Genomic DNA, 21570 nt, shown 5'->3' on the forward strand with positions numbered 1-21570 from the left:
AGAAAATAATATATAATCAGGGAAACATTAAAATAAGAAGGTGTATTATTATAAAAAAATTAAAAATAATTTTTATTATAGGGATTATAGCAGTAGCTTTATTAAGTCCACGTATTTCAAAATCTTTTTCTAACTGGTATATAAATAAGGGTGTAAAAAATAGTGCATTTATTAATAAAAAAATGCAATTTTCAATGTATGATAATGTAGTGTTAAATGGGGCTTCTATACATGCTGCTGCAGGGGTTGCAAATGCAAATAACATACCTATAGCAGTTAAGACTTTAAAGTCAAATAGTTTTACAGAATATACTAAGACCAAGACATATAATGTAACAGATAAAAACAATCCAAATTACATAGACAATAATGCAAAATTTAAATTTTCACTAGATAAAGATGAAAAGGGTAATGTTAGAGGAATAAGAATTGAGCAGCAGTGATTAAAGGCTTGGAGTGGTGGAAAAGGTATATAGGATCTATCCATTTTATATTTATAGTAAGTTTTAATTTATATAATTTTAATGATATATTAGAGAAAGGAATTAATATTATAAATAAAAAGAATGGTCAGTATAAAAATAATTTTAAGTCTAGATAAATTAATAGCTAGATTTAAAATTATTTAGTTCAATTTATAAGAAAATTTTAAACTAAAACAGTTTAAAACAGAGTTGCTTGAAAACATAATATACTATTACTTAATCCCTTGATAAGATTTCCTTCATGTTTCAAATAAACTGGATTATCTCCATAAATAGGATGAATGTATTTCACTTCTATTTTATTAGTTTTAGTTGTAGCATAAAGTTCTTTCAAAATAAATAATCCTTGCACAACAGGATTTTCAGTAAGATGGATAGAATTTATATCTCCTGTTAGATGACTAAAGTCTGCAATTTCTTCTTTTGAAAAATTACGCCATAAAATTCCAGTATCTTGAACAACTTCTCCTTGAATACCTTCTTTAACTGTTACATTCATCATTAAATATACTGTTAATGTTTCTATAATTTTATTTTCAATATAGCCATTGCACTTTATTATACAAAGCCTTCTATTATTTTTTACAACTTCATTTCTATAAATTTCTTTATTTGATTTTGGCTGAAACTGTTGATATTTTACTTTGGCAATAAATGCACCTTCATAAAAAAAATCTTCCATTGTAGAAAATGCTTTAAATAAATCTATCATTTTTTCTCTCCTTAAGTACAAGTATTTATTTCTTCCTATTTTATTACTACTACGCCATATCTATTTCAAAAAATAAATAAAACATATAAAATACTATGATAAAATTTTTAACTATCAAGCTTACCAGTATAAATATTATATTCAATTTTTTAGATTGTTTTCTTTAATACAATTATTTTACAAATAAATTTAATTTGCTCCCAAATATATAAGTTTAAGTGCTATAAAATAGATATTAGTTTGAAAATATTAGAAAAATACATATTAAGCATCATTAAAATATGAAGAATAACTTTAATGATAAACATAGATATTTTGATTCTTTGTGGCTAAATATCTATTGACGTAAATTAACTAATTTAGTATACTGAACATGTTCAAATTACATTCAATTTCTTGCGAGGAGATATACAATGACTACTAAAGATATTAAAGCTAAAGATAAAATAATCAAAGCAACCATTGATATGCTAAACGAAGTTGGTGAACCAGATAAAATAACAATACGCCAAATTGCAGAGCGTGCAAAGGTAGGTGTCGGATTAATTAACTATCATTTTCAAACAAAAGAAAACTTACTTTACAAAGCCGTTTCTGATACCATGAGTCAAATGGCAGTACAGCTACAAAAGTTAAATGATGGAAAAGACAAAGAACCAGTTCAAAGACTAAAAACAATGCTTAAAGAGCTTTCAGATTTCGCAGTACATTATAGTAAACTTAGCTTAATATTAGCATCATATGATCTACAACAAGGGAGTATGCAAACGCCACTTTACTTGATGCCAATATTAAGAGAACTATATAGCAATACGAAGGATGAAATAGAAATGCGAATCATTGCTCTAGAGATAATTACAACTCTTCAAGTCGCTTGTATAAGTTCCCAAGCATTTCAATTATACACTGGCATAGACATTAATAATAAAACACAAAGAGATGAACTTATCGACACTATAGTAAATAGTGTAACAAATAAATAAAGATGGAGGTATTTTAATGAAAGTAATATCTTTAATATCAGGAATCACAACTATTCTTCTTCTTTTATCAACATTAATTTGTGGGTTATGGATTAAGTCTCATGGCCTGGCAAATAATATTGATTCGTTAGCTTTCCATATGAAAATAGGGATTACATCGGTTATATTCGGATTATTTTCTGCTATACTTCTAATTATTCAAGTAATAAAACATTAAATATCCTTTTATTATGCAAGAGGAGTTTATTATAAATATTTTTGTAAGATGATAATGTGAAAATTATTAAAGCTGAATATCAAAACTAAAAATGAATTATGATACTAGAGGTGCATTAATCATAAAAATATTAACAATTATAGGAAGTCCAAGAGGAAAGGGTAATACTTATAATGTAATAAAGAAGGTAGAGGAAGAAATTATAAAATTAGATAAAAATGTAGAATTTGAGTATTTAATACTCAAAGATAGCAATCTTGAGACATGTAGGGGTTGTCTTCAATGCCTCGAAAAAGGTGAACAATATTGCCCAATTAAAGATAACCATGAACAGATTGAGACTAAAATGAAGGAAGTAGATGGTGTAATATTTGCTACACCTGTATATGTTTATAATGTTTCTTGGATTATGAAAAACTTTATAGACCGATTTGCTTATATTTCCCATAGACCGCGTTTTCATGGCAAACGGGCTATGGTCATTGCCACTACTGGGGCAGTTGGGTTAAAATTCGTATTGTCCATTCTTGCGTTTGAAGTAGGCACCTGGGGTTTTACTGTAGATCAAAGACTTGGAGTTATATGTCCACCTGGTAAAATCTTAGATGATGCCAAGCAAAAACTAATAGAAAACACTCAAAAGAATATTATTAAAGCTTCAAAAGTATTTTACAATTCGCTCATAGATAATGAGCCTCCAAAACCGGGGCTTATTGGGCTTATAAGCTTTGATCTTCAAAAGCATGCCTTTTCGGATGCAGAAAAAGATTCTGCAGATTATCAATATTGGAAAAACAAAGGCTGGCTTGAAAAGGGTACAGAATACTATTACAGCGTAAAAATAAATGCTTTCAAAAGAGTATTCTCAAAAATCATCGTAAAAATATGGTACCTTAAAATGACCAAAGCAGTTAACTGAAAATGTTAACTTAAAAACTAAATAGTAGTTATTTTTAAAATATGCACACTTGAAAAAGCGCCTTAGAGAAACATTTATAGGTCAAATTGTAAACCCCAAAGCACCATCAAAAGTGTTTTGAGGTGTGGAGATTATCACCATTACCTCGAAAAGTTGGCGTTTTCATTACCACACAACAAATTACTTATAACTTTGCCTGTGAACTAAAGGAACTTCAAGATATACTATTCTATGATATACGCACTAACAATCTCTCCATAATAAGCAGTATGAAAATCCTTGTTTGCACCGTGAAATAAGCTATCAACATTCTGTGGGTAAAATATGTTCTTGTTTTCTTCTGTAACTTCACACTCATCTTGTTTTTGTTTGTATATAACCCTACACTCAAGCGTTAAAGGAAGTTCCTTAATAGCAGGAACAGAAACATTATTAGGTGCTTCAAGTGTCAAGTTAAGTTCTTTGATTTTATCAAGTGCACGACCGGATTTTGTCCCACAAATCCCCAATATCTTTTTGTCAAAAGCACCATATGGTATATTTATTGTGAATTCAGGATTTTTTTCAAGTTGATGTTTTGTAAAGCGATTTTCTCTAACAAAAACTGTAAAAATCGGTTTTGACCATTCAATTCCGAGTGTACCCCAAGAAATAGTCATAGAGTTTACTTTGTCATCTACCTTTGTGGTCAACAAAACGCCTGTTTTGACCGCTTTCATAATCTCATTAGCATAATTAAATACTTCAATTTCTTTTTTCATAGTGTTATCCTCCTTGAAATTTCGTTGCCTTTATGATATATTAATATGCAATCAACAGCAAGTATGTACTTTTTTGTGAGATACTATCTAAAAGGAGAGTATGAATGGATAATGAGGTAAACATTAAACCTTTTGCTTATGCAATGTCTTTGATTGACGGTAAATGGAAAATGCATATATTATTTTGGCTTTGGAAGGCCAACACTCTCCGCTACGGAGAGTTAAAAAAGGTTTTGGGAAATATTACTCATAAAATGTTAAGCAACCAATTAAAGGAGTTAGCGACTGATGGACTAATCATTCGAAAAGAATATCCTCAGGTTCCACCAAAAGTAGAGTATAGTTTGTCAGAAAAGGGGACATCTCTAATGCCTGTGATGCAAGCTCTTTGTGAGTGGGGCAATAATCATATTGAAGATATGTAACTTTTATAAATAATTCGGTGCTAGCACTTCAATATTTTAGTGAAAATAATCAATGTAGTTAAGTAGGAAAAGCTAGTTCGTAATTTTCTAATAAGACGCAAGAAAATTATATTATGAAAATTTTATAATAGATAATAAATACTTAAATGGATTTTTAAATCCATTTTGCGATATATAAAGACCGGATAGTATGAGAATAGCTCCTAGTATAACTATATTACTAATGGATTCTCTTAATACTATTATTGATGCTGCTGTAGTTATAAGAGGGACTATATAAATATAATTACTAGCTTTAATTGTACCAATAAAATTTATACCTATATTCCACATGATAAAACATAAGGCTGAAGCTATTAGACTTAAAAATAATATATTGAATAATACATTTGGAATAATTAATTTCTCAAAAGTTAAGTTGATTTTAAATATAAAAATTAATGGTATCATAAATAGTACTCCATAAAAAAAGATTTTCCTTGTTATATAAATGTAATTATAAGTATATTTATTATTAATTTTTTTAATATTACAGAATAAATTGCCCAAATAATTGCAGCTAATATTGCTAGAAAATCTCCTAAAGGATTTAACTTTAAAATAAAGTTTCTATCTGTCTTGATTTCTGTATTTGGTTCTTGTGAGAGAAATGATGAAATAACATCGGAATATTCACCTATCAGTTGTTCCATTATGAAGAAAAAAATTTCTTCTTTTTTGAAATCTTTTTCTTCTTCAATTATCATAAAATGTAATTCTCGTAAAGAGGATACTAGATCGTTGTGAAATAATACGGGTTCTGTGAAATAAGGTAGATACTCTTTATTCGTTATTTGAAGTACTATATTTTTCATTATATCTGATTGAATATTGATACAGCGATAGTCTAGTGTTCCATTGTCAATTTGTTTGCAGGTATGGGTATCACCAGGATTAAATATGATTAAATCGCCAGTTTCAATATTATATGATTTATTTTTACATGACAAATGCCGTTGACCACTTTCAATAAAACCAATTACATAATAATTATGAAAGTGATTAGGAAATTTTTGCATAATACCTTTAAAGCTATATGCTTCTATATTCAAATCTGTATCAAAGTAAACAATTCTAGTTTCCTTTTGCATTTATAGCCTATCGTTACCAAAAATCTATAAAACTTTATAAAAAGATTATAAAAGTTTATTGTTTTGTTTCTTTCCTACTTCATAGTGTTCCATTTTGCCCAAGCTACTTTGGTTTGTATAACACTCCATAAGCTTTGCTACTTTTCAGTAGTGGGTTATAACGAATACCCAATTTAGAATATCTTTGAAGCAAGTTCTTAATTCAGTGAGGATTCTTTTACCCCATCTGAATTTTAAAACTGCAAATGCATGGCTTACTTGGCGTCGAACTCCCACTTGAAGAAGGGGGAGTCTTACGCCAAGTTAGTCAGGTGAAAGTGATATTTCTAAACCATATTTTGCAAGGTTAAATGAAGCATTTTTATCCCTATCAGCTACAAATCCACATTCACATTTATAAATTCTATCTGATAGCTTTAAGTCTTTTTTTATCCTGCCACATGAGCTACAAGTTTTACTTGAAGGATAAAAAATTGGTACTTGGATAAACTCTATTCCATATTTAGCACATTTATTTTTCATTTGGGTAATAAACATACTAAATCCTTGCTCCGCTATTGCCTTTGATAAGTGCTTATTTTTCATCATATTAGATACTTTTAAGCCCTCCATAACTACTCTAAAAGGTTTGGCTTTCACGATTTTAGAAGTAGCTTGATGTATATGATTTTCTCTAATATGTGTTAACTTACTATGAAGTCTTTTTATCTTCTTTTCAAGTTTTGCAATGTTCTCAGTCTTTTGGTAACATACTCCTTTCTTATTTTTTTCATATTTTCGTGAACATTGTCTTTGCAATTTTTTTAACTTCTTTGTTAGTCTTTTAACTTTTTGAGTTTTATTAATATTTTTTGTATCTAAACTATCAATATTAGTTATTGCAAGCATCTTGATACCTAAATCCACACCTATGCTATAATCATTTAATTGTTCTTTTTTATCTTCTACTTTAATTTCAATAGCAACTGAAAGTACCCAAACTCTACCATTAAAACTCACTCTTGGATTACTGAATTTATTTACTTTTGATAAATCAATGTCGTAGTTATGCCTGCATTGTACTTTACCTATCTTTTCAAGATTAACTATGTTTTCTTTAAAGTAGATTTTATCATATCTTGAATAAAACTTATCTTTAGACTTTTTCTTACTTTTAAATTTAGGAAAGCCACTCCCATTAAAGAAATTCTTATATGACTTATCTAAATCTCTTAATGCTTCTTTTAAGGTAGCATGACTAACATAATAAAGCCATTCAAAACCTTCTTGATTTTTAAGTTTAGTAAGGTCTACGCCCAATTCAGCTACTGATAATTTCTTTTTAGTGGCTTCATAGTGTTTAATTTGTTTATCTAATCCCCAATTAAAAGCATATCGCATTGAACCTATATGCTTCCACATAAGAATTTCTTGTTCTTTAGATGGAAAAAGTCTAATGTTAATGGCCCTTTTCATCTTTTAACAACTCCTTAATCATTTTCTTTGCTTTATTGGCTCTTTTACCTTGCAATCTACAACTAAAAACAGTAACAATTTGAATTAAGTCCTCAACTAATTCCTGTTCATCTGTCTTTTCTGTGTTATCAATAATTTCAATAGTTGTATTAAATTGATTGCATATGTTTTCAATTAATTCAAAGCCAAAACGTAACAACCTGTCTTTATACAAAATAACTATCTTTTCAATTTGTGACGTTGTTATTAGTTCTACTAACTGATTTAATCCTTTTTTGTTATAATTAATTCCACTGCCAATATCAGATATAATATCAAATGAGTATCCTTTAGCAATCATATATGTTTTAACATTTTCAATCTGTCTTTCTAAATCATCTTTCTGCTTATTGCTTGATACTCTACAATATCCAATTATTTTGCGTTTCTGTTCAACATTATTATTTTTAAAACCAAAGAAATGATTAAGCTGTTCCTGCGAATAGTACCTGTATCCACTTTCTGTTACATGGTGTGGTTTAAGTGTACCGTTTTTATCCCAATTCCTTAATGTTTGTTCTGTTTTTCCTATTAATTTTGCAAATTCACCTATTGAATAATATTTCAAGTTAATCACTCCTTGAAATTATCATACAATAAACCATGAAAAATATTAATATATTTTTATAGAGTTTTATAAACTTTATTTAGCTGTTGTCACCCCCCTTTTCTACATTTTTAAGAATAACATAAGCAGGTTAATAATTCTTGTATGATGTTGCCTAAACTAGGTTTAAAATTTACTCTTAAGTAAAAATGTGATCATTATAATTTACCGCTTAATAAATTATATGGTATTATTTTATATATAAATATGCAATTGGAAAATAAGATGCCGTATAAGGATGGAATTAAATTACATTTAAGGAGGAATAAAAATGAGTGATATGTCATCAGTAAGTAATGCCTTTAAAACTTTTATTGAGGAAGCTCCAGAATATCAGAAGATATGGATGGATACAGTGCAAAAATTGGATTCTGTAAGTAAATTAGATTCAAAAACAGAGGAATTAGTTTATATAGGAATATTAGCTTCAACAAGAATGAATAGTGGACTACCTTTCCATGTTAAACACGCTAAATCTCTAGGAGCAACAAGAGATGAAATAATAAGTTCCATTTTAGTGGGGTTGCCTGCTGTGGGAAATGCAGTAATACAAGCCTTGCCAATAGCAATTGATGCTTATGATAATGAGTAGATATAATATGAATTTAATTATGTGTTGATATATTAGTACATATTGGTGATTAACAGCGAATTAAAGATGATTTATAAACAATTTATGAAAAGACGAGGGAGTGGTAAGAATGAAAGTATTGAAATATTTATTTGTTTTTATTCCAATTAGTATTTTTTTAGAAATAATAGGATTTCATAATCCTTTAGTATTATTTATAGTATCTTGTTTATCTATAATACCCTTAGCAGGACTTATGGGTGAGGCAACTGAAGAAATTGCTGCTTATGCTGGCTCAAGAGTGGGGGGGTTTTTAAATGCTACATTTGGTAATGCAACTGAATTAATAATATCTATATTGGCTATTAGAGCTGGATTGTATGATGTAGTAAAAGCCTCTATAGCTGGTTCAGTACTTGGTAATACTTTGTTAGTACTAGGTGCTAGTATGTTTATCGGTGGATTAAAATATAAATCTCAAAAATTTAATAAAAAAGCTATTGGTGTGTCTACAAGTATGTTATTACTTGCAGTTATAGGCCTGTGTATTCCAGCAATATTTATGCATTCAATAGACAGTAAATTAATATCTACACAATATGAAAGTCTTAGCATTTGTGTGGCTATAATTTTACTTTTAGTATACATATTAGGACTTGTATTTTCTTTCCATACCCATAAAGATATCTATGGAACTGAACATGATAGTGCTGCCACAGAAACTAAAAGGTCTTTAAAATTTTCTATTTTAATTTTAGTTATAGCAACTGTTTTAATAGCTATAGAATCAGAATTTTTAATAGGCTCTGTTGAACCAATGTCAAAATCTATTGGATTAAGTGAATTTTTTGTAGGAATTATTTTGATTCCTATCGTAGGAAATGCTGCTGAACACAGTACTGCCATTATTATGGCTTTAAAAAATAAAATGGATGTTGCTGTAGAGATATCTATAGGTTCTAGTCTGCAAATAATTTTATTTGTGGCACCTATTTTAATATTTATAAGCCTATTATTTAAGCCAATGAGCATAGTATTTAATGAATTTGAACTTATAGCTCTAATTAGTTCAATATTTATAGTAAGTAAGGTTTCTAGTGATGGAGAATGTAATTGGCTTGAAGGGGTACAATTAATGACTGTATATTTTATAATAGCAATAGCATTTTTCATAATTTAAGTTAAGTAGAAAAGAATAAAGAACAGTTTTACTAAAAGTTTGGAGTTAAGGCATGTTCAAATAAAGATTATGATAAAGTATATAAATTGTGAGCAAGCACAGAAAGAATAGGTATGGGTAGTTTAGATGATTCACTTTAAGGCATGAGGATAAAGACAAACACATAAGAGAAAGCAAAGATTGCTTTCTCTAAAAATTATATATAATTTCAACCATTTATTTTAAATCATAAATTTTAGTACCTAAGCCAAAGATAGATTCCCAATCTGATGTAAAATCATCTACTGCTTTTTTTATGGCAGGCATTGAAAAGCCTTGATTTAATATATCACATCCTACAGTGGCTGCTTGTGCCCCGCATTCGAAGGCACTATTAACTTGACCAACATTTTTAAAACTGGCTGCCAGAATTTTAGTGTGACTTTTACTTCTCTCAATTGCTTTACTGAACTCAGTTATAACTTCTTTGGGACTAATATTCATATTCTCCATTCTATTGTAATAGGGAGCAATATAATCAGCACCAGCCTCAATTGCTAGATACCCCTGAAACTTGGTATAGATAGCTGTTGCAGTAATATTCACATTCTCCCTTTTTAAAGTTTTAATGGCCTTTAATCCTTCTGAAGTTACAGGAACTTTAATATAAATATCTTTATGGATATTTTCTAAAATGGTTTTTGCATCTTTTAGAATTGTTTCATAATCTTCTCCTACAACTTGTATATGCAAAGAAGCTTTATCTCCTATAATTTTTTTAATTTCCTTCATGTGATTAAAGAAATCAATTTTTCCTTCTTTTTTAATGATAGAAGGGTTTGAAGTTACACCTGCTAAGGGTATGATTTTTTCAAATTTCTTAATTTCCTCCAGATTAGCTGTGTCTAACATAAATTCCATAATATTTTTCCTCACTTTCATTTTATTCTAGTCCATCCACATTAGCTGAAATACCACTATGCTGAAATAAATTTTTAATTGAAGTAATTTCTTCAAAGGTTAAGGTTTCTTTACTTTTCATGGTGTACTCACGATTCAGGTATTCATATTTATTATTCCCATATTGATGAAAAGGTAAAATATGAACCTCAGGCACTTTAAATTCTTTTAAAAATTCTATAATTTCCATTAAATTTTCTTTCTTTGATGTAAAGCCTGGAATTAAGGGAATCCGTGGAATAACTTTAGTTTTTTTGCTTAACCATGCCAATTTGAAATTTTCTTTAATAGTGTGTATATCTGCGCCTATTATACTTTTAGATTGTTCAGGATTCATGAACTTTAAATCAAAGAGTATTTGGTCTAAATAGGGCAAAATTGTTTTTATACGTTTAATATCCATGCAGCCAGTAGTCTCCATGGCAGTATGAATACCAAGATCCTTTAATTCTTTTAAAAGATCCTTAACAAAGTCAATTTGAAGGAGAGGTTCACCCCCAGATAAAGTAACACCACCCTTAGAAGTTCGAAAGAAAATGTGATCTTTTAATACTTCCTCCAGTACTTCATCAACTGTCATCCACTTTCCTAGGGTTTCTTTAATACCTTTTTTCTCCCAAACAATAGGTTTAACTGGACCTTGAGATTCTGGGTTAGAGCACCAGGGACAAAATAGTGGACAGCCTTTTAAAAAGATAATTGTTCTGATTCCCATTCCATCATGAAGGGAGTATCTCTGAATATTAAAAATTAAACTCTTTCCCATGAAAACATCCCCTAGTTTATTTATAGTACATGTTCAACACGAGCAATGATGTCATCTTGAATAGCTTTATTCAAATCAACGAAGAAGGCACTATAACCAGCTACTCTAACTAATAGCCCTGAATATTTATCAGGATTTTTCTGGGCATCCAGTAGGGTTTCCTTAGATTGTACATTAAATTGAACATGCTGGATTTTTAGTTTGGTGAAGGCCATTAAAAAATCAGCGAACTTGTTTAGTCCTTCATTTCCCTTTAGTGTATTAGGTTGAAATTTAAGATTTAAAAGGCTACCGTTGACAGTTAAATAATTATCTAATTTGCTCACTGATTTTAATACTGCAGTTGGCCCTAAGCGATCACGGCCTACCATGGGTGATAGGCCGCCATCAGCTAATTGCTCTTGTGCTGTTCTACCATCTGGAGTAGCGCCCACAGCTTCTCCTAAGGGAATATGTGCTGAAACTGTATAGGCTCCTGGAATAAATTGTCCGCCTCGAATATTAATATATTTTTTAAGTTCGTCAGCATAGAATTTAAATATTTCTGCTGCGATAAAATCGATTTCATCATTGTCATTACCATACTTGTCAAAATCCTCAATTACATGTTTTTGTAATGATTCATATTTTCCAGAATAATTGGATTTCAGAGAACTAACTAATTCCGATAAAGTCATCTCTTTATTTTCAAAAACCATTTTTTTAACTACATATAGAGAATCGCTTAAATTTGCTTCTCCAATTCCCTGAATACCTGAAAAGTTATAACGTGCTCCACCCTCAGTTACATCAAGGCCCTTATGAACACAATCACGGATTAGAACAGATAAAAAGGGGGTAGGGGCAAACTCTCTATGTGCAAGATCCACAATATCAGATCCAGTAGCTACAAGTTTTACATAAAAAGCAATTTTATCCTTAATGTCTTTCAGAACTTCTTTATAAGTTATATTTTTTTCATCACATAGGTCATATAAAGTGAGTTCCATAATTCTAAGAAGATTAAACAAGGCAATATCGTGAAGACCATAGGTTTTACCGGGAATACTGGTTTCTACGCAGCCTACAGTAGCATAATCTCTGGCATCCTCTAGGGACACACCCTTGCTTAGAAAAGCTGGAATACATAATTCATCATTGAATAATTGAGGAATTCCCGTTCCTAAACGAATGGTTTCACAGGTTTTCAAAAGAAATTTTCTTGGAATCAGCTCATTCATTCTTACAGATAGATTAGGCTGAGGCAGTAAAATGTCCTGATAGACTTCAAGCATTAAATAGGACAGGGGATTTACCGAGGAACGACCATAATCATCTAAACCCCCTAAAACTACTGTATAACCTGTTGGAAATCCTGCAAAACATTTAGCACTGCTTTCACTGCGAAGAAGAACCACATCATTGGTTTTAATATAAAAATCTCCTAATACTTGGCGAATTTCTTCGGTAGTGACCCTCTCGTCTAGAGATTTTTTATAAAAGGGATATAGATATTGATCCATTCTTCCTAAGGATAGTGAAGAAGCATTTGATTCATACTGTGCAACAATGCTGGTCATCCATAAAAGCTGTAAAGCTTCCTTGAAATTACTTGGTTTCTCAAGGCTCAGTTTTTTACACATCTCACTAATAGCCTTTAATTCCTTATTTCTTTCTTCTGAATAATTACCACTGTGGATTTGTTTTTCAGCTTCTTTACTATAGCGCAAAAAATGCCTGCACATAGCCTTAAAGATGATTAAACCTGCCTTATAGAAATTATTATTTGGATTTTTATCAATTTTTTCTTTTAAAAGTTCAATGTAAAAACTAATACCCTTTTCTAAAATTGCGGGGAAGTCCATAATTATGTGTCCTTGACCCTTATCTGTTTGATTTAATTTGAAAACTTCATCAGTTAGTGCCTGATTAATTTCTGGAGTAATCCTCTTAGCAATAAAATCCTTCATGGATCTGCCTTGCCAGTAAGTATAAAGTTTTTCCATGTAAATTTTTTTATCTTCACTGATAAACTCAAATTGATCCTGTGGACGACTACTAATGGTATCGATTTCTTTAACAATCCAATAGGGGTCCATTTCAGGAGATAAAATGCCACTACGAGGTTTTACGGTTCTATTTCCAGCCAGTAATTCACCTGGTCTAATAGTGATGTATACCTGGTCTAAAATATGCTCAACTGCCTTTGCTCGCCTAAGAATAGTGGGTAATCCTTCTGTAGCTTTGTAACTTTCTGTATATAACAATGCACGTTCTAAGGAGATTTGTCTTTTTTCTTTAAAAAGGTTATCTTTTAGTTTTTCTATTCTAGAAATTTTTCTAGTACTTTTATTGGTGTTATTAAGTTTTTCTTTAAATTTTGGAGAGCTTATATCTGTCATGAAATGTCTCCTTTCAATTCTAAGAATTTCTTTCTTGATTATAGTATATTAATCTATAACTTGAAAGTCAATGTTTTTATTGGAATTGATGTAAAATAACTTTGAATTTATAGACGAATTCAATATTTTTAAAAAATAACTTGGAATTTATTCTGTTATGAGATATTATGAGAATAGTTGATTATAGGAGGAACTTTTTATGAAAGCAAGTGAAATTCAAGAACGTAGAGAAAAAATTAGTCATCTTTTAAAGGTAAATAATAAAGTAAGAGTTTCTGATTTAGTTCAAACATTCCAAGTTTCTGATGAAACTATACGTAAGGATTTTGAATTTCTTGAAAAGCAGGGAATATTAAAAAAAGTATATGGAGGCGCTGAATTGAATAAAACTGATGGTGTGGAACCAGTATCACAGCGTACCACCAGTTATCATTCTGAAAAGATGGCAATTGTCACAAAGGCTTTTGAATTCATTCCAGAGGAGAAGTGCATTATTAGTTTAGATCAAGGAAGCACTGTAGCAATGCTTGCCAGACTATTAAATAAACATAGAAATAAAACAATAATTACTGGTTCTTTGATGTCTATTCTTGAATTAGTTGAAAGTGAAAATAAACTCTATTGTACAGGAGGGATTTTTTCAAAGGAAGATATGTCTTTCCAGGGAAATATAGCCTCAGACACACTTAGAGACATTCGTGCGGATATTTGCTTTCTTGGTTCCAGTGGTATTTTAGATAGAAAGGGCATGTGCTCTTCCAGTTTTGCAGATGCAGAGTTAAAAAGAGAATTGGTGAATAAGAGTAATAAAAATATTGTACTGCTGGATCATTCTAAATTCTATAAAAGCTCCTTTGTGGAGGCAGTTAAATGGGAAAGCATTGATTACGTTATTACTGACAAAGAGGCTCCTAAAGATTTGGTAGAAAAACTGTCACAGGTTGTGAAGGTTATTATAGCCTGAATGTATTTATAAAAGGAGCTGTATCAAATTACTTTCTAATTTGATACAGCTACAATTTTTTTAAAATAAAATATTATGGATATAATTAATAGTAAAAAATCTGAACATTTAATTTCAAAGGTACTGACACCACTTATACTATTATAAAGGAGAAATTTTGATGAACAACACACAAAGAGTTTTATTGTCGATTTATTTGCCAATAACTTTTTTAATATTGGTTTTAGATAATGTTTTCCCTGGGGTAGGCATAGTTTGGTATTTAAAATATACAATAATAATTACGCTATTTCTATCAGCGTTAAACATAAGAAAAAAATTTAGAGAACAAAATATTATGACTCTATCTTTGTTTTTCGTGGTTGCAGCTGACTTCTTTCTAGTTTATTCTCTAACTTTAAAAAATCTTAAAATAAATTTAATTCCCTTTGGTATTATAGGTTTTCTGCTTGCATATCTTTGTCTAATTGTTGCTTATCAAAAAAATTTTAGAGTTGGGAAGAAGGAATTTATAACAGCTGTATTTATAATAGTTATTTTTTTATTAGTTAGTTTACATTTGATACCCCATATTAAAGGAGTTATGCTTATAGAGACTTTGATATTTTGGTTTGTACTCTGTTACATGACTTGGACGTCTATTTGTACAATTTTTAGAAAATATTACAATGCTAAAATAGCTAGACTGATTGCTCTTTCAAGTATACTTATGTTTATATGTGACATAGGAGTTGCCTATGGTCTATTTTATCCAGTGTACTCAGAATTTCTTATTACTTTGGTAAAAAATATTGTTTGGGCGGCTTACATCATGGGGTGGACTTTTCTTACTATAATTATCAGTGAAGAAAATTTACTTGATTAATTTTTTTGAAATATTCGTTATAATTGTCATAGTATCTGCTACAGCTGCTACAGCCATTCATAAGACATGAGAGGCTATTGAAAATAAGGATTAGAGATATCTTCTGCATAACATAAACCCTATGATTGAATAAGAATATTTAAAATCATTCCGATAATTACCAACATTATTCCTATAAAACCAACCAGAGTTGGAATCTTATCATGAAATATAAATACTCCCCCTAATAGTGTAAATATTACTTCACCAGACTGTGTTGATTCTACTACTGATAATTTGTATATGTCACTGCCGACTTATGCAGCAGCATTATTGAATTATGTACAAGGTTAAAGGAGTTGGGAATCATGCTAAATCACAAAGGCATAGTAGAAATTAAAAGCAAAAGATTAATACTAAGATGCTTTACGGTTAAGAAGGAATATAAGTGGGTAAAAAAAGACCTTTAGGTATAACATTAATTGGATATTTTTATATATTTGGTGCAATTGTTTAACTTTATTCATAGGTAATTTAAAATTAATTGACAAAATGACAGTATTAAATTAATATAGTGCATATACACGAATTTTATATGGAGTGATATTTTGAATATAAAAACTTATAATAAAAAACCAGCAATATGTAATTGCATTAATTTACGACGAGCTTCACAAGCCATTACCGAAGTTTATAACAGATTTCTAGCTTCAAGCGGCTTAAATGTAAATCAGTATTCATTGCTTAAGCACATTAAACATTTAGAACCTGTAAGTGTTAGCGACTTAGCTCTGCACGTGAGGCTAGATAGAACCACTGTAGTAAGAAATCTTAAATCTATGGAAAAGAATGGTTTCGTAACAGATAATTCTCTGGAGGGAACGCGAAATCGTCAATTAGAGTTAACTGATGAGGGACTTAAAGTACTCAGAAAAGCAGAAGTAGATTGGTTGGAAGCGCAAAAATTCATAGAAGAATATTTAGGCAATGATGCAATGAATACATTAACATCACTGCTTTCTAAAATTGAGGCACTTGTACCTTAATTTTTTTATAAAAATAGTGTATGTACACGATTATATTTAAGGGGGAATAAAATATGTCATTAACTAGTGATATAAAGGAATTTGCATTGGATTTAGGTTATAGTAAGGTAGGTATAACCACTGCGGAAAGTTTTAATGAGTACATTAAAGAGTTAGAATCCAGAGAAAATAAATATGATTTTTACGTGGGAAGCCCTCTGAAACCTTTACTTGGAGCTGAACCAAAGAAACTTATGCCATCTGCAAAGTCAATTATTTGTTTAGTCTGGGATTATGCACAAAAATCCTTTCCGGAAGCTCTTGTAGGTAAAATTGGCAGAATTTATCAAGGAAGATGCTATGATGCTCCAGCACATCGTATAAATGGAGCTAGATATCAGTTAATGGTAGATTTTTTAAAGAAAAATGGATGTGAAGTTGGGCAAGGTGTGACTATTCCTGAACGATGGGCTGCGGCAAGGGCAGATGTTACCAGCTTTGGAAGAAATAATTTCGCCTATGCAGATGGTATAGGATCATTTATTCTACTAAGGTCTATTGTAATTGATACTGAACTGGAGTATGATACACCAACTGTAGAAATAAAATGTCCTCCAGGATGCTCGGCATGTATGAAAGCTTGTCCTACTAATGCAATTTATGAGCCGTTAAAATTAAATCCACGAAGATGTATTGCTTTTAATGGATTTTTTACTCAAGATGGCATGCCTTGCGGAATTAGTAGTCATATTCCACATGAGATCAGAGAAAAAATGGGCACTCGAGTTCATGGATGTGATGTATGTCAAGAGGTATGTCCTCGTAATCAGGCCAAGTTAAAGGCTAAATTGCCAGAGGATGAATTTTTAGTGAAAGTATCAAAAGAATTTAGCCTTCCTAAAATGCTTAATATGACAGATGATTTTTATAAACAAATAGTACAACCTTTGATGTATAATTACATAAAAGAACGTAAATATTTTCAGAGAAATGCTGCTATTGCTCTTGGTAATCTTGGTGACCAAGAATTTATTCCAGATCTAGGGATAGCCATGAATGATCATGACGAATTAGTAAGAGAATACTCTGCTTGGGGATTAGGCAAAATAGGAAGTAATTTGGCAAAGCAGATTTTGGAAGCACATAGAAACACGGAAACTTCTGAATCTGTAAAGAGTGAAATAGAAATGGCTCTGTTAAGAATTAATTAGAGAGTAATTTTATAATGTAACTTCTCCTAAATTAACTGAATATACTAATCTGAGGTGAGTTACAATGTCACTTTTTGATTCACTGACTCCTAAAGAGTTGACTATTTTAGTAGGTTTAGTCTCAATTACAGTTACCGAAGGAAAGTCGGCAGCTGATAATAATGTATTAGGGAATTTTTTGACTGCTGTTTCAGCTAATATACTCAATATTGCAGCTCAGCAAGAAAATATTGAGTCTTTAGAGGAGAAACAAAAACAAATTGAAGATCTTCAAAAACAAATTAAACAACTAAAGAATAATTCTTGACACATAGATTATAGACTATCTATGTGTTTTTAGATTACTACTTTATATATATTAGAAACTTCATGGCCTTTCGTTAATTTGGTGCTGTTAATTCTGTATATATAGATTCATTACATTGCTATTAATCATTTTTTTTAGCAATCATTTTCTTATAAGTATTAATTTTTTTATCTAAATGTATTATATTTTCTTCTATTTTCCTTTTCTCAATATTTAATCTATCCATTTGCTCTTCTAATAACTCCAAGCGCTTTTCTACTGTGCTATCTCCCTGATAGCGGAGCTTAGAATAATACTGTATTTGTTTAATGGGCATATTTGTTTCTTTTAAACGAAGTATAAAGTTAATCCAAGTTATATCTTTTTCAGAATATATCCTTTTATTAATATTATCTCTTTCAGGATAGATGAGACCAATTTTTTCATAATAGCGTAAGGTATCAATGCTAAGACCAACCTTTTTAGAAAACTCTCCAATGTAATAATTCAATATAATCACCTCGCTCTTGACATGGAGTTAACTCCAGCATATATGATAATGTTATCAAAAAAATAGGAGGAATTCAATTATGAAAAATCGATATGAAAAAGGGGTAAATAAGCTTAAAGAGGTTGATGGAAAAGGGGGAACAGAGGTAGTAGAGTCTCTTAAGGACATTGCTCCAGACCTCGGAAAATATATCATTGAATTTGCTTTTGGAGATATTTATACTAGACCCACATTTGACTTAAAACAAAGAGAACTTGTTACTTTAGCTGCACTGACAGCCTTAGGTGGATGTGAAAAACAATTAAAGGTTCATATTAAAGGAGCACTAAATGTAGGAATATCAAAAGAAGAAGTTGTAGAGGTATTTTTACAGTGTATTCCCTATGTTGGTTTTCCAAGGGTGCTGAATGCTGTTTTTGTGGCAAAAGAGGTTTTTGAGAATAATTAATAATCACAACTTAACAAATAAGAACTTAACATTCTTTATTTATAAGAATTTTAAGTTCTTATTTAGTATATATTTTATTTTCTCCAAGCAAACTACAATTGTTAGACATAATGATTTGTGCAACGTAACGGTTTATATACGATGTCGTCCCGTAAATTCTTTGCCGATTTGTGAATAAGTGCTCATCCCAGTTACTTCTCTAGTTGTTGAATTTGTTGGCTCAAAGCAGTATCATCAAACTTGCAATTATTCTATATATATTTTAGTGTTTTCTCGTTGAAATATCCGCCACTTTACTTATCCAATATCATAGTAATAAAAATTGTAGAAATTAGTCAACTAATATTTAATCCAATGTGTAATTTTCTGAAAAGTTAAGGATTAATTAGCTTTTGTTTAAAATAATGGCTTTAATAGGCTTTGAAGGTTTATAAATTTTTTGAAAGTAAAAAAAGATCATGATAATATATAGTTAACCCACTCATATATTAACTGGATCATATATATTAATCTTGAAAGGCAAATGCACCGTATTTATTATATATTGCGGTGACCATGAGGTAATTTATTATGAATAAAACAGATTTAAAAGATAGCATTCATGTACTTGGTGCTAGAGAAAAGAATCTAAAAAATATAGAAATAAGAATTCCTAAAAGACAAATCACAGTATTTACAGGAGTATCAGGTTCAGGAAAATCATCTTTAGTTTTTGATACAATTGCTGCAGAATCGCAGAGACAGCTCAATGAAACTTATACAAGTTTTATCCGCCATCGTCTCCCGCATTATGGCCAGCCGGATGTAGACTCCATTGAAAATCTTTCTGTAGCTATAATCATAAATCAGAAAAGAATTGGTGAAAATTCACGATCTACAGTTGGCACCATTACTGATATATATTCATTATTGCGCCTATTGTTTTCACGTATAGGAAAACCTTTTGTGGGATATTCCGAGGTTTTTTCATTTAATAATCCTGATGGAATGTGTCCAAGATGCCAAGGTTTGGGGAAGGTAGACACTATAAATATTGAACGTTTATTGGATGAAAATAAGTCTCTTAATGAAGGAGCCATTCTATTCCCAACTTTTGAGCCAGGTGGATGGAGATTAAAGAGATATATTCATTCCGGTCTATTTGACAATAATAAAAAAATAAAAGATTTTAATCCTGAAGAGTTGGATTTACTTTTATACAAAACTAATATAAAAATTGAAACATCAGACCCAGAATGGCCAAAGACTTCACTATACGAAGGACTAATTCCAAGAATCGAAAGAAGTTTCTTAAAAAAAGAGGCAGGAGAAAAAATTAAATATAAAAAAAAGATTGATTACATTGTAAAAAAAGATATTTGTCCTGCGTGCACTGGAACTCGGTTGAATCAAAAAGTATTAAATTGTAAAATAAGTGGCAAAAATATTTCGGATTGTACAAGAATGCAAGTCAGTGATCTTATAGAATTTATGTCTGAAATTAAAGAACCATCTTCTTCTACTATAGTATCAGCTATTATCGGTAGATTAGAACATTTAATTTCTATAGGACTGGGTTATTTAAGTTTAGATCGTGAAACTTCCACTCTTTCTGGTGGCGAATCTCAAAGAATAAAAATGGTTCGTCAGTTGGGAAGTAGCTTAACGGACATTACTTATATTTTTGATGAACCAAGCATTGGTCTTCATCCTCATGATGTAAATAGAATTAACAATCTTTTAAAATTACTGCGTAACAAAGGAAATACAGTTCTTATAGTAGAACATGATCCTGATGTAATTAAAATTGCAGATTATATCATTGATATGGGGCCAGAAGCTGGAACAAAAGGTGGGGAAATAGTATATAATGGTGACTTAAATGGTCTAAGGTCCTCCGGAACTTTAACTGCAAAATTTTTAAATCACAAGCCACAATTAAAATTGAATACAAGAAAAGCAATAGAATGGATGCCTGTAAGAAATGCTAATTTGCATAATTTGAAAAATATAAGTATCAATATCCCAAAAGGCGTTATGACTGTAGTTACAGGTGTAGCTGGTTCAGGTAAAAGCACTCTTATCAATCAGGTATTTCCAAAGTTTTATCCTGAAACAATTTTTATTGACCAAAAATCAGTTCATGCCTCAAAGCGTTCTAATATTGCTACTTTCACAGGAATATTTGATGAAATAAGAAAATTATTTTCTAAAGCAAATAATGTGAAAACTTCACTTTTTAGTTTTAATTCTGAAGGAGCCTGCCCAAAGTGTAAGGGATTAGGCGTTGTATATACAGATCTGGCATTTATGGATGCTGTTGTAAGTGTTTGCGAAGTATGCCATGGAGACAGGTTTGTTGACAATGTATTAAAGCTTAAGCTGCGAGGAAAAGACATTAGTGAAGTATTGAAAATGACAATTGATGAAGCTATGGATTTTTTTCATGAAAAAGAAATATTTTCAACGTTGAAAAGACTGGCGGATGTGGGTATAAATTATATAACATTGGGGCAGCCATTAAATACTTTATCTGGTGGTGAACTTCAGAGGGTTAAGCTTGCTTCAGAACTTGAAAGCAAAGGAAATATATATGTGCTAGATGAGCCAACTACCGGACTCCATATGTCAGATATATCTCAACTTGTTAAAATTATGAATCGAATTGTTGATGGAGGAAGTACTTTAATTGTAATAGAACATAATCTGGATGTGATAAGTATACTACGTGT

The 21570-nt window shown here is 30.5% G+C and carries 22 protein-coding genes and 2 pseudogenes; 13 read left to right on the forward strand and 11 right to left on the reverse strand.

All coding sequences use genetic code 11. The features are described from left to right. Positions 1-182: 182 nt before the first annotated feature. Complete coding sequence (locus RH99_RS08165; RefSeq protein ID WP_138990634.1) at positions 183-443, forward strand: hypothetical protein; 261 nt, start codon at positions 183-185, stop codon at positions 441-443. Between the two features lie 220 nt (positions 444-663). On the opposite strand, the gene RH99_RS08170 is transcribed toward RH99_RS08165, so the two are convergent. Continuing rightward, positions 664-1197: a hotdog family protein gene (locus RH99_RS08170; RefSeq protein ID WP_010236407.1), complete on the reverse strand. Its 534-nt coding sequence runs from the start codon at positions 1195-1197 to the stop codon at positions 664-666. A 413-nt stretch (positions 1198-1610) separates the two neighbouring features. Here RH99_RS08170 and RH99_RS08175 point away from each other — a divergent pair, with 413 nt between their 5' ends. Together RH99_RS08175 and RH99_RS08185 are read left to right on the forward strand one after the other, a co-directional pair. Continuing rightward, entirely contained in the window at positions 1611-2180 is a 570-nt protein-coding gene (locus RH99_RS08175; RefSeq protein ID WP_010236410.1) for a TetR/AcrR family transcriptional regulator, read from the forward strand. Positions 2181-2488: 308 nt separating this feature from the next. Next, on the forward strand, positions 2489-3316 hold the full coding sequence (locus RH99_RS08185; protein WP_010236415.1) for a flavodoxin family protein: 828 nt from the start codon (positions 2489-2491) through the stop codon (positions 3314-3316). A gap of 224 nt (positions 3317-3540) precedes the next feature. Here the strand turns inward: RH99_RS08185 and RH99_RS08190 are convergent, their stop codons facing one another. Beyond that, positions 3541-4077, reverse strand: a complete 537-nt coding sequence (locus tag RH99_RS08190) for a flavin reductase family protein (protein WP_010236416.1) — start codon at positions 4075-4077, stop codon at positions 3541-3543. Positions 4078-4181: 104 nt separating this feature from the next. Between RH99_RS08190 and RH99_RS08195 the strand changes: the two genes are divergently transcribed. Then, positions 4182-4502, forward strand: a complete 321-nt coding sequence (locus RH99_RS08195) for a winged helix-turn-helix transcriptional regulator (RefSeq protein ID WP_010236419.1) — start codon at positions 4182-4184, stop codon at positions 4500-4502. A gap of 111 nt (positions 4503-4613) precedes the next feature. Here RH99_RS08195 and RH99_RS08200 read toward each other — a convergent pair whose 3' ends face one another. The 4 genes and pseudogenes from RH99_RS08200 to RH99_RS08215 form a co-directional block, all read right to left on the reverse strand. Beyond that, complete coding sequence (locus RH99_RS08200) at positions 4614-4952, reverse strand: EamA family transporter (protein WP_010236421.1); 339 nt, start codon at positions 4950-4952, stop codon at positions 4614-4616. A 217-nt stretch (positions 4953-5169) separates the two neighbouring features. Next, positions 5170-5632, reverse strand: a pseudogene (locus tag RH99_RS08205) (AraC family ligand binding domain-containing protein); the annotation flags it as partial. A gap of 303 nt (positions 5633-5935) precedes the next feature. Continuing rightward, positions 5936-7087 (reverse strand): RNA-guided endonuclease InsQ/TnpB family protein, encoded by a 1152-nt coding sequence (locus RH99_RS08210; protein ID WP_010236427.1) that lies wholly within the window; start codon positions 7085-7087, stop codon positions 5936-5938. Beyond that, positions 7071-7694: an IS607 family transposase gene (locus tag RH99_RS08215; protein WP_010236430.1), complete on the reverse strand. Its 624-nt coding sequence runs from the start codon at positions 7692-7694 to the stop codon at positions 7071-7073. The genes RH99_RS08210 and RH99_RS08215 overlap by 17 nt, the downstream gene beginning before the upstream one ends. Before the next feature lie 310 nt (positions 7695-8004). Between RH99_RS08215 and RH99_RS08220 the strand changes: the two genes are divergently transcribed. Beyond that, entirely contained in the window at positions 8005-8325 is a 321-nt protein-coding gene (locus RH99_RS08220) for a carboxymuconolactone decarboxylase family protein (protein WP_010236432.1), read from the forward strand. 109 nt (positions 8326-8434) lie between these two features. Continuing rightward, a complete protein-coding gene (gene cax, locus RH99_RS08225) occupies positions 8435-9484 on the forward strand; it encodes a calcium/proton exchanger (RefSeq protein WP_010236434.1) in 1050 nt (349 codons plus the stop codon). Positions 9485-9700: 216 nt separating this feature from the next. Here cax and RH99_RS08230 read toward each other — a convergent pair whose 3' ends face one another. From RH99_RS08230 to RH99_RS08240, 3 genes are read right to left on the reverse strand one after another with little or no spacing between them, the layout of a single operon-like run. Further along, positions 9701-10384 carry a fructose-6-phosphate aldolase gene (locus RH99_RS08230; RefSeq protein WP_010236436.1) on the reverse strand — a complete coding sequence of 228 codons (684 nt, stop codon included), beginning with the start codon at positions 10382-10384 and terminating at the stop codon, positions 9701-9703. Positions 10385-10406: 22 nt separating this feature from the next. Continuing rightward, positions 10407-11189 (reverse strand): glycyl-radical enzyme activating protein, encoded by a 783-nt coding sequence (locus RH99_RS08235; RefSeq protein ID WP_010236438.1) that lies wholly within the window; start codon positions 11187-11189, stop codon positions 10407-10409. Positions 11190-11209: 20 nt separating this feature from the next. Beyond that, a complete protein-coding gene (locus tag RH99_RS08240) occupies positions 11210-13570 on the reverse strand; it encodes a formate C-acetyltransferase (RefSeq protein ID WP_010236440.1) in 2361 nt (786 codons plus the stop codon). A 199-nt stretch (positions 13571-13769) separates the two neighbouring features. Here RH99_RS08240 and RH99_RS08245 point away from each other — a divergent pair, with 199 nt between their 5' ends. Then, positions 13770-14534 carry a DeoR/GlpR family DNA-binding transcription regulator gene (locus RH99_RS08245; RefSeq protein ID WP_010236442.1) on the forward strand — a complete coding sequence of 255 codons (765 nt, stop codon included), beginning with the start codon at positions 13770-13772 and terminating at the stop codon, positions 14532-14534. Positions 14535-14694: 160 nt separating this feature from the next. After that, positions 14695-15399 carry a lysoplasmalogenase family protein gene (locus tag RH99_RS08250; RefSeq protein ID WP_010236444.1) on the forward strand — a complete coding sequence of 235 codons (705 nt, stop codon included), beginning with the start codon at positions 14695-14697 and terminating at the stop codon, positions 15397-15399. Positions 15400-15518: 119 nt separating this feature from the next. Here RH99_RS08250 and RH99_RS18580 read toward each other — a convergent pair. Further along, positions 15519-15695 (reverse strand): annotated as a pseudogene (locus RH99_RS18580) (multidrug resistance efflux transporter family protein); the annotation flags it as partial. A gap of 291 nt (positions 15696-15986) precedes the next feature. Here RH99_RS18580 and RH99_RS08255 point away from each other — a divergent pair. From RH99_RS08255 to RH99_RS08265, 3 genes are all read left to right on the forward strand, one after another. Beyond that, positions 15987-16424, forward strand: coding sequence for a MarR family winged helix-turn-helix transcriptional regulator (locus RH99_RS08255; protein WP_010236446.1), 438 nt, complete (start codon positions 15987-15989; stop codon positions 16422-16424). A gap of 53 nt (positions 16425-16477) precedes the next feature. Continuing rightward, entirely contained in the window at positions 16478-17614 is a 1137-nt protein-coding gene (locus RH99_RS08260) for an epoxyqueuosine reductase (protein WP_010236449.1), read from the forward strand. A gap of 64 nt (positions 17615-17678) precedes the next feature. After that, the gene (locus RH99_RS08265) at positions 17679-17921 is read left to right on the forward strand and encodes a hypothetical protein (protein ID WP_010236451.1); all 243 of its coding nucleotides are present in this window, start codon (positions 17679-17681) and stop codon (positions 17919-17921) included. A 121-nt stretch (positions 17922-18042) separates the two neighbouring features. Here the strand turns inward: RH99_RS08265 and RH99_RS08270 are convergent, their stop codons facing one another. Further along, the gene (locus RH99_RS08270; RefSeq protein ID WP_010236453.1) at positions 18043-18411 is read right to left on the reverse strand and encodes a MerR family transcriptional regulator; all 369 of its coding nucleotides are present in this window, start codon (positions 18409-18411) and stop codon (positions 18043-18045) included. 79 nt (positions 18412-18490) lie between these two features. Here RH99_RS08270 and RH99_RS08275 point away from each other — a divergent pair, with 79 nt between their 5' ends. Together RH99_RS08275 and RH99_RS08280 are read left to right on the forward strand one after the other, a co-directional pair. Beyond that, positions 18491-18859 (forward strand): carboxymuconolactone decarboxylase family protein, encoded by a 369-nt coding sequence (locus RH99_RS08275; RefSeq protein WP_010236455.1) that lies wholly within the window; start codon positions 18491-18493, stop codon positions 18857-18859. 570 nt (positions 18860-19429) lie between these two features. Further along, positions 19430-21570: ATP-binding cassette domain-containing protein (locus RH99_RS08280; protein WP_010236457.1), on the forward strand; the 2141-nt coding region annotated here is incomplete at its 3' end.

The organism is Clostridium arbusti SL206, from assembly GCF_000246895.1.
Taxonomy (GTDB): Bacteria; Bacillota; Clostridia; order Clostridiales; family Clostridiaceae; genus Clostridium_I; species Clostridium_I arbusti.

Coding starts and splice junctions, on each gene's coding strand:
- RH99_RS08200 (WP_010236421.1), bottom strand. CDS start 4,952: ATGATACCATTAATTTTTATATTTAAAATCAACTTAACTTTTGAGAAA.
- RH99_RS08265 (WP_010236451.1), top strand. CDS start 17,679: ATGTCACTTTTTGATTCACTGACTCCTAAAGAGTTGACTATTTTAGTA.
- RH99_RS08250 (WP_010236444.1), top strand. CDS start 14,695: ATGAACAACACACAAAGAGTTTTATTGTCGATTTATTTGCCAATAACT.
- RH99_RS08240 (WP_010236440.1), bottom strand. CDS start 13,570: ATGACAGATATAAGCTCTCCAAAATTTAAAGAAAAACTTAATAACACC.
- RH99_RS08230 (WP_010236436.1), bottom strand. CDS start 10,384: ATGGAATTTATGTTAGACACAGCTAATCTGGAGGAAATTAAGAAATTT.
- RH99_RS08185 (WP_010236415.1), top strand. CDS start 2,489: ATGAATTATGATACTAGAGGTGCATTAATCATAAAAATATTAACAATT.
- RH99_RS08190 (WP_010236416.1), bottom strand. CDS start 4,077: ATGAAAAAAGAAATTGAAGTATTTAATTATGCTAATGAGATTATGAAA.
- RH99_RS08165 (WP_138990634.1), top strand. CDS start 183: ATGCAATTTTCAATGTATGATAATGTAGTGTTAAATGGGGCTTCTATA.
- RH99_RS08170 (WP_010236407.1), bottom strand. CDS start 1,197: ATGATAGATTTATTTAAAGCATTTTCTACAATGGAAGATTTTTTTTAT.
- RH99_RS08275 (WP_010236455.1), top strand. CDS start 18,491: ATGAAAAATCGATATGAAAAAGGGGTAAATAAGCTTAAAGAGGTTGAT.
- RH99_RS08220 (WP_010236432.1), top strand. CDS start 8,005: ATGAGTGATATGTCATCAGTAAGTAATGCCTTTAAAACTTTTATTGAG.
- RH99_RS08195 (WP_010236419.1), top strand. CDS start 4,182: ATGGATAATGAGGTAAACATTAAACCTTTTGCTTATGCAATGTCTTTG.
- cax (WP_010236434.1), top strand. CDS start 8,435: ATGAAAGTATTGAAATATTTATTTGTTTTTATTCCAATTAGTATTTTT.
- RH99_RS08260 (WP_010236449.1), top strand. CDS start 16,478: ATGTCATTAACTAGTGATATAAAGGAATTTGCATTGGATTTAGGTTAT.
- RH99_RS08175 (WP_010236410.1), top strand. CDS start 1,611: ATGACTACTAAAGATATTAAAGCTAAAGATAAAATAATCAAAGCAACC.
- RH99_RS08210 (WP_010236427.1), bottom strand. CDS start 7,087: ATGAAAAGGGCCATTAACATTAGACTTTTTCCATCTAAAGAACAAGAA.
- RH99_RS08235 (WP_010236438.1), bottom strand. CDS start 11,189: ATGGGAAAGAGTTTAATTTTTAATATTCAGAGATACTCCCTTCATGAT.
- RH99_RS08245 (WP_010236442.1), top strand. CDS start 13,770: ATGAAAGCAAGTGAAATTCAAGAACGTAGAGAAAAAATTAGTCATCTT.